Annotated in this window: 10 protein-coding genes; all 10 read left to right on the top strand. The window is 45.9% G+C overall.

From position 1 onward, the window contains the following. Positions 1 to 118: 118 nt before the first annotated feature. The 10 genes from thiC to ACYQ3Q_RS14100 all read left to right on the top strand — a co-directional run bounded on the left by thiC (position 119) and on the right by ACYQ3Q_RS14100 (position 13831). Positions 119 to 1405 carry a phosphomethylpyrimidine synthase ThiC gene (gene thiC, locus ACYQ3Q_RS14145; protein WP_459929314.1) on the top strand — a complete coding sequence of 429 codons (1287 nt, stop codon included), beginning with the start codon at positions 119 to 121 and terminating at the stop codon, positions 1403 to 1405. Positions 1406 to 1616: 211 nt separating this feature from the next. Continuing rightward, positions 1617 to 2915, top strand: coding sequence for a B12 lower ligand biosynthesis ThiC-like protein BzaB (gene bzaB, locus ACYQ3Q_RS14140; RefSeq protein ID WP_459929182.1), 1299 nt, complete (start codon positions 1617 to 1619; stop codon positions 2913 to 2915). 40 nt (positions 2916 to 2955) lie between these two features. Next, the gene (gene purE, locus ACYQ3Q_RS14135) at positions 2956 to 3456 is read left to right on the top strand and encodes a 5-(carboxyamino)imidazole ribonucleotide mutase (RefSeq protein WP_459929181.1); all 501 of its coding nucleotides are present in this window, start codon (positions 2956 to 2958) and stop codon (positions 3454 to 3456) included. A 35-nt stretch (positions 3457 to 3491) separates the two neighbouring features. Then, positions 3492 to 4859 (top strand): amidophosphoribosyltransferase, encoded by a 1368-nt coding sequence (gene purF / locus ACYQ3Q_RS14130; RefSeq protein WP_459929180.1) that lies wholly within the window; start codon positions 3492 to 3494, stop codon positions 4857 to 4859. A gap of 67 nt (positions 4860 to 4926) precedes the next feature. Then, a complete protein-coding gene (locus tag ACYQ3Q_RS14125) occupies positions 4927 to 6489 on the top strand; it encodes a DUF2284 domain-containing protein (protein WP_459929179.1) in 1563 nt (520 codons plus the stop codon). Between the two features lie 6 nt (positions 6490 to 6495). Continuing rightward, positions 6496 to 7830: a B12 lower ligand biosynthesis radical SAM protein BzaD gene (gene bzaD, locus ACYQ3Q_RS14120; protein WP_459929178.1), complete on the top strand. Its 1335-nt coding sequence runs from the start codon at positions 6496 to 6498 to the stop codon at positions 7828 to 7830. Next, positions 7827 to 9341: a B12-binding domain-containing radical SAM protein gene (locus tag ACYQ3Q_RS14115; RefSeq protein ID WP_459929177.1), complete on the top strand. Its 1515-nt coding sequence runs from the start codon at positions 7827 to 7829 to the stop codon at positions 9339 to 9341. Before bzaD ends, ACYQ3Q_RS14115 begins: the two co-directional genes overlap by 4 nt. A gap of 189 nt (positions 9342 to 9530) precedes the next feature. Continuing rightward, the gene (locus tag ACYQ3Q_RS14110) at positions 9531 to 10364 is read left to right on the top strand and encodes an IclR family transcriptional regulator (RefSeq protein WP_459929176.1); all 834 of its coding nucleotides are present in this window, start codon (positions 9531 to 9533) and stop codon (positions 10362 to 10364) included. Positions 10365 to 10795: 431 nt separating this feature from the next. Then, on the top strand, positions 10796 to 11809 hold the full coding sequence (locus ACYQ3Q_RS14105; protein ID WP_459929175.1) for a TAXI family TRAP transporter solute-binding subunit: 1014 nt from the start codon (positions 10796 to 10798) through the stop codon (positions 11807 to 11809). Positions 11810 to 11827: 18 nt separating this feature from the next. Further along, positions 11828 to 13831, top strand: a complete 2004-nt coding sequence (locus tag ACYQ3Q_RS14100) for a TRAP transporter permease (RefSeq protein ID WP_459929174.1) — start codon at positions 11828 to 11830, stop codon at positions 13829 to 13831. Positions 13832 to 13909 lie beyond the last annotated feature (78 nt).

Raw genomic sequence — 13909 nt, 5'->3', positions numbered from 1 at the left:
AATGAGATTATGGAAAAGTCTCTAGTCACTGTGTGATTAGAGGCTTTTTTTGTTTTTTCACTCCAGAATGTTCTTTTCAAGGTAATGACTCCAAACATAGAAAGGAGAGTTTATGGTGTTGACGTTAATGGAAATGGCCCAAGAGGGTCGGGAAATCCCGTTGTTTACCTTGGTAGCACGAAGCGAACAAATGAATGTCCAACTACTTATGGAACGGGTTGCTACCGGACGGATTGTTATTCCCTATAACCGTCATCACAAGCCCCAAAGACCTCAAGGATTTGGGCTAGGCCTAAGTACCAAGGTTAGTGCCAGTATTGGCTTAGCTACAGACGAGGATAGTCTTACGGATGAACTATTTAAAGTGGATGAGGCCATCAGGGCAGGAACCAATGCTATCATGGATTTGAGTACAGCCGGCAATATGGACGAGGCAAGGCGGACAATTATAAAAAGAGTACCGTTGCCTTTAGGTACACTACCCGTTTATCAGGCTTTTGCTGAAGCTGTACATACTAAGGGTTCAGCCTTAGCACTTGAGCCAGATGATTTTTTCAAGGTTATGGAACGCCAAGCTGCCGATGGAGTGGATTTTATGGCTTTGCATAGCGCCCTTCACTCCGGATTATTTAAAACGGCTAAGGAAGACCAGCGGGTCCTAAATCTGGTCAGCCGAGGCGGGTCCTTGCTAATGGGCTGGATGCTTTATCATAACAAGGAAAACTTTTTGTTTACTATGTTTGACCGCATCCTGGAAATTGCCAAAAAGTATGAAGTGACCTTAAGTTTAGCAGATGCTATGCGACCAGGTGCAGGTGCCGATTCATTATGTCGTTCGCAGGCAGAAGAACTCGTTATTTTAGGCGAGTTGGTGAAGCGAAGCAGACAAGCAGGGGTTCAAATCATGATTAAGGGACCTGGTCACACTCCACCTAATCAAATCGCGACTACGGTTAAATTTGAAAAACAAGTATGTCAAGGTGCTCCGTATTTTGTCTTCGGTCCGGTATCGACGGATGTAGCCCCAGGATATGACGAAATAACAGCTGCTATTGGAGGAGCGATGGCTGGTGCTGCTGGAGCAGACATTCTCTGCTATGTCACACCCGCTGAACATATAGGTTATCCCAATGCGCAGGATGTCTATCGGGGAGTGGTGGCTTCGCGTATTGCTGCTCATGTAGCTGATCTAGCCAAAGGGTACCCAGGAGCAGAAAAATGGGACCTGAAAATGAGTCAAGCACGGCGGGCGCAGAATCTAGAGGCTCAGAAAACGTTAGCTTTAGATCGAGAAAGGCTTAAAGATTTTCACTCAAGCGAAAAACCTTTCTGCAAAAAATGCGAAAAGGGTTGTGCTATGGCTGTAGCGGGCGAGTTCTTTCAAGAACTGCCGTGGGAGTGCTGAGGCGAGGTTCGAGGTGCGTGGTTCGAAGTAGTGAACTCATTCAACTAAAGTTGAACATCGAGACTTCGGTGGGGGAGTCTCACGATTGGATGAATAACGATGATCGCAATCACATTTGTCCCTGGATAAGTTCAGCTAAGCTAAGCACTACATGAAGTTGGTAAAATTATTTTCATAAATGAAAAAATAGAATTTGAATGGAGAGATTAAAATGACACAACTTATTAAAGCAAGACAAGGTATTATTACGCCTGAGGTAGAGAGATTAGCTAAGGTAGAAGGGCTTACAGCGGATCAGTTATGTGAGAAGGTAGCTCAAGGTCGGGTCGTGATCTTAAAGAACAATCAACGCAAGAACTCGGTCGCGATTGCAGTAGGGGAAGGACTTCGCACCAAAGTGAATGCTAACGTCGGGACGTCACCGGACTGTGTAGACTTCGCGGATGAGATTCATAAAATAAAGGTTGCCGTTGCGGCTGGTGCGGATTCGATTATGGAATTAAGTATTGGCGGAGATGTTGATGCCTTCCACCGTCAAGTACTCGATAACTTCACATTACCTGTCGGTTCTGTTCCAAGCTATCAAGGTGGTATGGAGAGTATTGCTAAGCACGGAAGCGTTGTCGGTATGACTGCTGAGGATATGTTTGAAATGATTGAACGTCAGGCAAAGCGGGGCATCGATTTTATGGCTATTCATGCTGCTTTAAATATGTCTATTATTGAACGATTAAAAAATCAAGGACGAATTACAGATATAGTAAGTCGTGGAGGGGCCTTTTTAACTGGCTGGATGTTTCACAACGAGCAAGAGAATCCGCTCTATGCTCAATTTGATCGTGTGCTAGAGATTTGTAAAAAATACGATGTAACACTTAGTGTTGGAGATGCGATCCGACCTGGTTGTATCGAAGATTCTCTGGACCGTGCCCAAGTTCAAGGTTTGATTGTGGCTGGAGAATTGGTGCAACGAGCCTTAGAAGCGGGGGTTCAGGTGATGGTAGAAGGCCCGGGCCATGTCCCTGTAGATCAAATCCCAGCCACGATTTTGCTCCAAAAACAACTCTGTCATCATGTTCCGTACTATATACTTGGCAATTTAGTTACGGATATTGCGCCGGGTTATGACCATATCACAGGAGCCATTGGAGCTACAGCGGCTGCTATGGCAGGTGCAAACTTCATTTGCTATGTCACACCAGCCGAACATCTGCGCTTACCAACCGCTGAAGATGTGCATGCAGGGGTGATTGCTATTCGCATCGCCACTCATGCTGCCGATATAGTTAATGGTGTTAAGGGTGCACGGGAATGGGACTTAGCCATGGCTCATGCTCGTAAAGCATTAGATTGGGAAAAACAAATTGAACTGTCCATTGATCCTCCAACAGCTCGCCGGATCCGAGGAGAGCGTAACGAAGAGGGAGCGGAAGCTTGTTCTATGTGTGGAGGTTTCTGTGCCATGAAATTAGTTGGGGAACACCTTGGGAAAACTGGAGGAACTTGCTAACTGCGAGAAGAGGACATTATAGACAAGGAGGGTGAGGTAAATGAGCCAAATTGGGGTCATTATGGGAAGTGATTCAGATTATCTAGTTATGGAGGAAGCCCTGGAAGTTCTTCGTCAATTTGGAGTTCCTTTTGAAGTTATAATTTCTTCTGCCCAAAGAACCTTAAAACGAACAGTTGATTGGGTAAAAGGTTTTGAAGCCCAAGGTGGAAAACTCATTATCGCGGCGGCAGGTTTAGCGGCCCATTTGCCAGGGGTTGTTGCTGGTGCAACGATTTTACCTGTCATCGGTGTACCTATGAACAGTGGAGCCATGGAAGGAATCGACGCCCTTTACTCCATAGTACAAATGCCCCCGGGAATTCCTGTGGCGACCGTAGGCATCGGCGCTGCAAGGAATGCGGCGTTGCTTGCGGTACAGATTCTAGCGATCCAAGATAGTGCCTTGAGTATTAGGGTTAAAGACTATCGAACTCAGATGCAAAGGGATATCGAGGCGAAGGACGAAGCGTTGCAGAAGCGGTTAAGCGAAGAAATTTGAAGACTAAGCACTAAACTAAGGGGAGGGGGGCAAACGTGTTCGACTTTAGAGAGGATACACCGAAAGAGGAATGCGGAGTCTTTGGGATCTATGCCCCCACTCTGGAGGTTGCTCGTGTAACGTACTACGGGCTCTATGCTCTGCAACACCGAGGACAGGAGAGTGCTGGAATCGCTGTTTCAGATGGACGAAGCATTGATGTGCATAAAGGAATGGGCTTGGTATCGGAAGTGTTTTCAGACCATGTTGTGGATTGCTTGAAGGGGAAAATGGCAATCGGACATGTCAGATACTCCCCAAAGGGTTCAAAGCTGCTTGCGAATGCTCAGCCTTTGGTAGTACACTACCAAAAAGGCATGATGGCCTTGGCTCATAATGGAAGTTTAACCAATGCCTTAGAACTACGTGAAGAACTGGGGAAAAACGGGGCAGTTTTCCAAACAACGATTGATAGCGAAGTGATGATTAACCTCATTACTCGCTATCGCCGGGAGTCCTTGGAAGATGCGCTGCTTAAGACCATGATGGATCTACGTGGAGCGTATGCCGTGGTTATCTTGGCAGAGGATAAACTTATTGGACTCAGGGATCCCCATGGCGTTCGTCCCTTATGTATTGGGCGTATCGGCGATGGGTATTGCTTGGCCTCAGAAAGTTGTGCTCTCGATACCATTGGTGCAGAGTTTGTGAGGGATGTGGAGCCCGGTGAAATTGTGGTGATCGATGAAGAGGGACTCCGCTCACACCAGAGATTTTCTAAACTAGAACGCACGTCGTGTGCCTTTGAATATATCCATTTTGCCCGACCGGACAGTACAATTGATCAGCTGAGTGTCTCGGAAAGTAGACGTCAGATGGGCATTGAACTGGCCCGTGAATATCCAGTCGAGGCGGATCTTGTGATTGCGGTCCCAGACTCCGGGACTGCTTCTGCCTTGGGGTATGCCACAGCACTGGGGCTTTCCTTTGGAGAAGGGGTTATTAAAAACCGTTATGTCCATCGAAGCTATATTCAACCGACTCAACAAATGCGAGAAGTGGACGTTCGTCTGAAGCTCAATGCTAATGCAAGTGTCCTGAAAAATAAGCGCGTTGTTATGATTGATGATTCGATTATCCAAGGAACCACCAGTTCGAAACTAGTGGAAATGGCCAGAAAAGCAGGGGCCAAAGAAGTACATTTTCTAATCAGTTCTCCTCCGGTAGCCTATCCGTGCTTCTATGGGGTTGACACGGTAAAACGAGAAAAACTCATTGCCAATCAATTGGATATAAAGGGAATTCGGGAGTTTGTAGGAGCAGATTCGCTACACTATATCTCTGAGGAAGGCTTGCTTCGAGCACTTGGGACGGACTGTGTTTGCTTAGCCTGTTTTGATGGAGCGTATCCCATTCCGGTTTGAATTTAATGAGACTAAAAAAGTGACATTTAGTGGACGCAATTGGAGATCCTGAGGGGAGGTAATAAAGATGGGATCGACACCCTTTTTTCGGCATAATCCCCAGGGTGTAGGACCTCAGTATTTGGAAGACCTGGCAACAGGGTACTGGTTTTCTGAGGCACTGTTTACGGCTGTTGAACTGGAAGTCTTTACTTTTCTGGAGTCTGAAGGCATGACGACTGACGAAATTTCGGGAGTACTGGATATGCCTCCGCCTGGTCTGGAGCGTTTTCTTCAAACCCTTTGCTCTATAGGGCTCGTGGTTTGTGAGGGTAAATGTTATTATAATACCAAACTTGCCAGCGACTATCTTGTCCCTGGTAAGAGTGGGTATCAAGGAGATTCGATCCTTTGGCGTAAAGGCCTTAGGCTAGGATGGCAGGACCTTACCGAATGCCTTAAGGCTGGCGGCAGAGTGAATTTTCCAGTCGAAGAAGAGGGTCAAGAGCAGTTTGCCAAGCGGATCCGTAAGTATATCAATGCTATGGATAATATTGCTATAACTAAGGTGGCAGAGATTCTGCCCTTCTTCGAGGGGCTTGATCTGAAGGGGGCGATACTTGATATAGGGACCGGCTCTGGGGCGATTGCCGGCGGTTTTATGGAGAGTTTTCCTTCTTTATCGGCAACTTTAGTGGATATTCAGGAAGTCCTCAGCTATACACAGGAGTTGATGGACAAGAAGGGGTTGGGGAAACGGGTTTCCTACATACCGAGCAATATTTTGGAACCTTGGTCTGTTGCTAAGGAAGGGTTTGACTTGGTCATTCTCTCAAATATTATTCACGCCTATTCAGAAGAAGAGATTCCTCTAATCTTGGACCGTGCAGCAAATTGTCTCAAGTCGGAAGGGCTCCTAGTCATTCATGATTTCTTCCCTGAGCACTTCTCTGCTAAGGCTGCTCTGCTCGATCTAAATATGTTTATCAATACCTACAATGGCAGGATCTTTTCTGGAACATGGGTAAAAGAACAATTAGCCATGTCAAAATTGTATACAACCGAGCTCATCCCCTTAGCGACGGACACTGCGTTAATCTTCGCGGCTAAGGACAAAAAGAAACTGGCGAGTCTCCGTCTGGATGAGAAAACCCGTCTAATTGCTAGGGTTAAAGCGATGGGATTTAGAGAAGTTCTTCCTATCGATAGAGAAAGCATCCATGTTGCTGACTGGACGGATCTCCGCTGCCAGTTTGGCTGTGATCGGTACGGACATGCCCACTGCCCACCCAATAGTCCCTCACCTCAAAAAACGAGGGAGGTACTGCAAGACTTTTCACACGCTCTGCTTCTGGAGGGGGAACCTCCAGGAAACGTGTTTCAGAGCCGAGTCTTGGACGCTGAAAGAGAAGCCTTTTTAGCAGGATTTCATAAGGCGTTCGCTTATTGGGCCGGCCCATGCCTTCTTTGCGCAACTTGTGCTGTGGGCGCTACCGACGGGAAGTGTCGCAATACACGGGATGCTAGGCCTTCGATGGAGGGGGCGGGTATTGATGTCTACGAGACCGTTCGACGGGCGGGCCTTAATCTTCGAATTTTACGCGACAAGGGCGAGTTCGTCAGATATTTTGCCTTGTTGTTATTGGAGTGAATTAACGTGCGTGTTCTGATGATCCAAACCCCTTCAGTAGAAGACCTCTCTCAGGAAAGAGTCTATCCTATCGGGATTGTCCTTCTGGCTGGCCGCCTTCAAGGGTATGGTCATGAGGTGAGTATCTTGGACATGAACCTGGAAAGAGATCCTTATGGAGCGCTGAAGGAGAAGCTATTGACGTTTCAGCCTGAGGGGATTGGTTTATCCCTGCGTAATATTGATCCGCTGGGCAATAAAACCAGCTCGCTGATATCTCCCTTTATTGTTACGGTTCGGTTGATTGCCGCCGTTCTGCCCCATGCTTGGTTGATTGTGGGCGGCACCGGCTTTTCCCTTTTTCCAGAACGGCTGATGCTAGAGGTGCCTGAATTAGATTACGGAATTGTAGGAGAAGCAGAAGTAACCTTTCCTGCTCTGCTCCGCTCTATAGACAATCCACCGCCTTTGCCAGGGCTCTGTCGGCGAGAGGGCCTGAAGGTGAGCGTTTCACCGCCTGCCACTAATTTTGATATGGCGAACTATGTCCCAGCGAATCGACTTTTGCTGGACCCTGAGCTTTATAAAGGGATTAACAACTACGTTCCCACGATTGGAATTGAGGCCAAACGGGGCTGTGCGCTTAACTGTGCTTATTGTGTCTATCCGCAGCTTCAAGGGAGGAGATTGCGGTGCCGCCCGACTGCCGCGGTCGTGGATGAAATGGAACTCTTGCATAAGGACTATGGTATTCAGAGTTTTCATTTTACTGATCCTGTACTCAATGTTCCCCATGGTCACCTTGAGGGAATCTGTGAGGAGATACTGCACAGAAAGCTCAAGATTCGGTGGGACGGTTTTATGCGGGAAGACCAGCTTAATGAAAAGAATGTCGCTTTGTTTGAACGGGCCGGGTGTGAATGTTTTTCCTTCTCCCCCGACGGTCTGTGCCAGGAATCATTGGATGTCCTAGGCAAAAACCTTAGTGAGGCGCAAATTTTAAAAGCAGCAAGTCTCGTCGCTCAGACGGACGTTGTCAGTGTCTATCATTTTATGGTCAATGTGCCTGGAGAAACTGAAAAGACCTGTGAAAAAAGTATTCAGTTTGTCGAACAGCTTTATGAATTACACAGTAAGAAAAAGAATCTGGGAACCATTATACTGAATAATATTCGCATTCTACCAGGTACAGCAATCGAAAGAATGGCTAGGTCACAAGGGGTCATCGATGTAGAAACGGATCTGCTCTATCCTACCTATTACAACCCGAAGCCGTTTAATACCTTCAGATACAAGCTGGAAACACTTCAGCAGTGTAGAAACATATTCATGTGGCAGGAAGTGAGGAAGGAAATAAAGTGAAGATACTATTATTAGAGCACCCACGAACCGTCTGCCCGGAACGATGTAACGACATCGCTAATACTCCCCTTTCTTCATGTCTTCATTCTGGTTATGTAGCCGGTATGCTCATAAGTGAAGGGCATGAGGTCGAAATTATTGAAGGATTCCTGGATGGGCTCGACTACCAAGAAATAGAGCGTAGGGTAAAAGCTATACAACCGGACATGATAGGGGTTCATATGGTCTACCATTGGCAGACAGACACGGCCTTGTACGCTTTTCTCCATAAGGTTAAAGCGGAGCAACTCTCCTCGTATATTACGGCTTACGGGTATTATCCGACCACTGACCTTGAAGACATTTTACAGAAGTGCCCGGATATTGATTCAGTGATCCTAGGCGAACCGGAACTAACCTTTGCCATGGTAGTGGAAGCTTTAACAAAAGATTTTACAAAAACTTTAACTAACCAAGGTCTTAAAAATTTACCCGGTCTTGCTCAGAGGGACGACTCGGGTATGATTGTTTTCCAGCGGCGCGAACTGGTGGGTGATCTGAACGCTCTCCCTTTTCCCGTACGAACAGAAGCACTGTTCCGACTGCCCGAAGTAAACCTGCAGGGAAGTAGGGGCTGCTATGGGGGGTGTACTTTTTGCTACATCAACCCTTTTTATGGACAGGGATCTCAGTGGCGTGGGCGAACTCCGGAAAATATCATCGCGGAAATCGATGACTTAATTGCACAACATAAAATAAAGGATTTCTATTTTACCGATCCCAATTTCTTCGGTCCGGGTGAAAAAGGGCAACAACGAGCTTTGCGCTTGGCCACTCTCCTTAAATCCAGAAACATTAGGTTTGGCATCGAGGCCCGGGTTAATGATATTCATGAGGAAACAGTAAGTGCCTTGGCAGAAGCAGGTCTGCGCCATATTCTCATAGGACTGGAGAGCGGTAGTGACAGTTCGTTGAAGCGGATCAATAAGATGACGACGGTTGCCCAGAACGAGAGGGCGATCAGAATCCTCCGCCAATACGGGATCGAACCTAATATTGGGTTTATCATGTTTGAGCCGGATTCAACCTTGGCAGATATCCGGGTCAACTTTGAATTTTTAAAGCGCAATGACCTTATGAAGAATCTGGCGATTACGGCGAACATGCTTTATCACCACCTAATTGTTTTAAAAGGAACGAAGGCTCACCGAGATCTACAGGAGGCTGGGCGTCTGGAGGTCCAAGCATCAACGTATGAAAGTATTGTGACTCTTACTGATCCTAAGGTGACGTCTTTGGCCATGATTATGAGGAGAATTACTAACTTCCTCTTTGATCGTATGGCTGGGATATGGGGTGGGAAGGTTCTGGAACCTGAAAATGCCCAGGACCGATATACAAAGATAAATGGCTTGTTGGTCAACCTATTTGAGGATTCTTTAGTGACCTTGGAGTCTGGGGGAGAGTTTACAGAGGAGCAAGTAGAGACTTTGGTTAAGACAGCCGAAAAAGAGATAGATGGGATTTTGTGATAATCATAGTGTGTATCTCAATCAAAACCACCGCCCTTTCATTTTTGAAAGTCGGTGGTTTTGATGTCGTTTCGGGGCGCACAAGAGAACTAAGGCTTGGTGCATAACAAGCATTATTCCATACTAAAACAATCTATCTGAATTGCAATTAGATGTTCCGGGATATACAATATTATTACAAGTATAGGTATGCTGTATCAGAATGCGGAAATGAAGAATGGAAGTGCAGACATGCAAGGTGAGGGAGTACAAACGGTAGAAAGGGCTTTGGCAATACTAAATTGTTATTCCAACGAAGACGACATCTGGGGAGTCACAGAGTTAAGCAAGAAATTAGAGCTTTCGAAGAGTGTAGTACATAGGATATTGGTTACGTTGTACCGTAATGGATTTCTGGAAAAAGATTACTCTACTGATAAATACCGTCTTGGAATGAAAGTGATTGTATTAGGCAAAGTGGCTTCCAATCAGCTGGGCTTGCGTAAAATTGCACTGCCGATAATGCAAGAGATGGGCAAAGTGACCGGGGAGTCTGTACTCTTAACAAAGAAACAAGGCAAAACAGGTCTAGGATTAGAAATTGTTGAAGGGCCTTACTCAGTAGCGATTCGTGCTGCTTTGGGTATCGGTCTTCCTTTACATAGCGGTGCATCGAAAAAGGCATTGCTGGCCTTCCAAACGCAGGAATTTATAGATACTTATCTTCAAAATGAGAATTTAATTAAGTTCAGCGATAAGAGCCCAATTGATAAGGGTGTACTAAAGGATGAACTCACCCGGATTCGACGTGAAGGGGTTGCTGTATCTGTAGGAGACGTAGATCTTGGATCGTATGGAGTGGCTGCACCCATTTATGACGATAATGGAAATGTTTTCGCAAGTATTTCTGTATCAGGGCGGTCTTTTGGGTTCTTAGAGGAAAGGGCAGAGCAAATTTCGGTTCTGGTAAAAAAAGCGGCCCGCGAGATCTCGGTGAAACTGGGTTATCCTCATCATGGAATCAAGGGTGAGGATTTTGACTAAATGAAAACAAATAAAAGCCGACTCAGATCTTCCTACCTAAATGGTAGGATTTTTTTATTTGGAGAAAACTGGATCGAATTATTCCATTTAATCCTATCGGAATCCTGTGTGGCTAACTATAGTTGCACAGACCTATTCAACAACATTAGGTCAGGAGTTGGGTGGTTTCTATTAAGCAATAGAATAGTTACACTAAAATGAAAATTATGAAATTTCACATAAAGGTGTAGACGGAGAAAAGAGGGATATGTTATAATTATACATAGGAACAGTGTTCCTATTATCGGAATAGTTAACGCAAAATAAGGGAAATAATGCGCATTTCGGCGTTATCAAAGGTTAGGTAATGAACGGGAGGGAGGTCGAGAAAAACTGAGTTTTACCTATCCAAGTTTTTTGACGAAAAATTATAAGAGGAGGGCGAATCGAAAATGTTCAAAAAACTAGCTCTAATTATGGTTGCCATTGTAACTCTGGCTCTGACAGGTTGTGGAAGTCAAGGTGCCGGTGCCACTGGCGGTGCTACCCAAGCCGATACGGGAAAAATTCGAAAAGTGAACATTGCCACGGGGACTACTTCCGGTGCTTATTATCCGATAGGAAATGCCATGGCTAAAATATGGTCGGACAAGGTTCCAGGTGTTAAAGCTTCGGCCCAGTCAACCGAGGCAAGTGCAGCTAATATGAATTTCTTGCAGCAAAAGGAAGCGGACATTGCGTTTACTATGGCCAATGTTGCTGTGTACGCTTATGAAGGTCAGGATTCTTTTAATGGACGGGCCAACAAGGATCTGCGCGGTATGACTTTTCTGTATCCTAATGTGACGCAAATTGTAGTACGCAAGGATTCGGGAATCAACTCTCTCAAGGACCTTCAAGGAAAGAGATTTGCCCCAGGGGCCACTGGGAGCGGGACAGTAACAAACTCTAAAGAAGTCTTAGGAGTTTATGGACTAAATTTTTGGGAGAAGGATAAGAGTAATGTAAAAGCCGACTTCGTTGGATTTACTGAAGCGGCCGAATTGTTAAAAAATAAGCAGGCCGATGCCGCTAATTTCTCCGGTGCTATGCCTTTAGCGGCGATTATGGATGTCTCCAATTCTATTGACGTTAAGCTTATTTCTCTTGAGCCGGATATGATTAAGGAAATTATCACTAAGTATCCTTTTTATTATGAATATGTAGTACCCAAGGGCACCTATAAGGGGCAGGACGAAGATGTGCACACTGTCGCCTTAGCAAATCTATTACTTACACGGGCTGATCTCAGTGAGGATTTAATCTATAAACTAACTAAAGGCATTTATGAAAACATACCGGACTTGATGACTGCCCATGCCATAACCAAGAACATTAAAAAGGAAGATTCTAATAAAGGGATGGGTCCTCTGCCATTGCACCCTGGTGCAATTAAGTACTTCAAGGAAGTCGGTGTGATGAAGTAAAGAAGGTGGTTTAAATGCATGAGCGGCGAACAAGAAAAGACAGGCGAAAAAGCAGTCACTAGATTGTCAGCAGATGAGATTGCCTCCGAAGAAGTCGTTCAGGAAATGCTGGAAAAATACGACAAGGAATCTCAAGTTCGGAAGTTTGACACCAAATCAAAAATCGGGTTATTGGTCTCTGCCATAGCTGTTTCATTTTCCCTTTTTCATCTATGGGCAGCAGGTATTGGTACACTTGAGGCCATTAAGTTACGCTCTATTCACCTGACCTTTGTTATGGTGCTGATTTTCCTGCTTTATCCTGCTCGAAAGAAAGGCATGAAAGGCAAACCGGGTATTCTAGACTGGGTAATGATCGCTCTTAGTGTGGCAGCTGGTCTCTATATGGTCTTTGCCAACGAGCAATTAGCTTTGCGTGGTGGTCTGCCGATCACTCAGGATTACATCATGGGCGCGTTGGGTATCCTAGTTGTGCTCGAGGCGGGACGCCGGGCGTTAGGTAACGAGTTGCCGATCCTTGGCGTAATATTTCTCCTCTATGCCTACTTTGGAGAACACATGCCTGGTTCCTTTGGGCACAGCGGTTTCAGTCTTAAACGAATTATTGCCCATATGTACGTAGGTTCGGAAGGGATTTTTGGTGTCGCACTGGGTGTTTCGGCCACGTTTATTTTCCTATTTATATTATTCGGTGCTTTCCTAGGGGAAACGGGGATGGCTAAGCTGATTAATGATTCGTCAATGGCCATGGCCGGAACTTCACCGGGTGGACCAGCCAAGGTCGCCGTAGTTGCCAGCGGAATAATGGGGACGATCAGTGGTAGCGCAGTAGCTAACGTAGCTACAACTGGTGCATTTACTATCCCTTTGATGAAAAGCATTGGTTATAAGCCTCATTTTGCAGCAGCAGTGGAAGCAGTTGCCTCCACTGGAGGTCAGTTCATGCCTCCAATAATGGGAGCAGCGGCATTTATCATGGCGGAGTTTTTGAATATCCCCTATAAAAACATTATGATTGCCGCGTTGATACCTGCTTTTCTGTATTACTTAGCGGTATTTGCAATGGTGCACTTAGAGGCGCTTAAGACTGGATTAGAGGGCGTGCCGCGTGACAAATTACCGATCATGAAAGTAGTCTTAAAAGAGCGGGGACATCTCTTATTGCCCCTCGTGGCAATTGTTTATATGCTTATTCAAGGTGTAACTCCAACTTTTGCGGCTTTTTACGGAATTCTGGTTGCGATTGGGGCTAGCTTCTTACGCAAATCGACTCGGATGAGCTGGCGTGGGTTTTTAATGGCTTTGGAAATGGGGGCAAAAGGAAGCATTGGCGTAGCTATTGCCACGGCGGTCGTGGGTTTCATCGTGGGAGTATCCTCGTTGACCAGCCTGGGCATTACGCTTGGAGACAATATGCTTGCCTTTTCTCACGGCAACTTATTTGCCACCCTAGTGCTGACGATGATTACCGCCATAATCTTGGGTATGGGAATGCCTACCACGGCGGTCTACATTGTGGGGGCTACCATTGCCGCCCCTGCTCTGCTGAAACTGGGGATCGCACCTTTGGCAGCTCACATGTTCGTATTCTACTTTGGCAACATCTCTAATGTAACTCCACCAGTGGCCTTAGCTGCCTTCACAGGAGCAGGGATTGCCGGGGCTAGTCCAAGTAAAGTAGGGTGGACTGCAGCTCGCTTAGCCTCCGCTGGGTTTCTTATCCCCTACATTTGGATTTATTCCCCGGCCCTAATAGCACAGGGTAGTATAGGTGAGATTCTAGGGGCGCTCGTAACTGCTACTGTGGGGATTATTGCTTTAGCTTGCGCAGTACAGGGTTATATGCTAAAGACAACGAATATTTTACAGAGAATATTATTGTTTGTAGCTGCCTTTGGCCTGATTAAGCCCGGATTGATTACAGATACATTTGGTATTTTGGTATTAATAGTTGTGTTCCTCTGGCAACGGATTCAACGCAATTCAGAAAACACTGCTGGGTCAACGATCAGTTTAGATTAGAATGTCAAAGTCATAGTTTGCCCTATCGTTTTAAATAGGGACTGGTCAGGGAAACTTAACCGGTCTCTACTTTGTTTG

This window comes from Desulfosporosinus burensis (genome assembly GCF_054657535.1).
The sequence above is the reverse complement of the archived record's forward strand: the minus strand, read 5'-3'. Positions and strand labels throughout refer to the sequence as shown.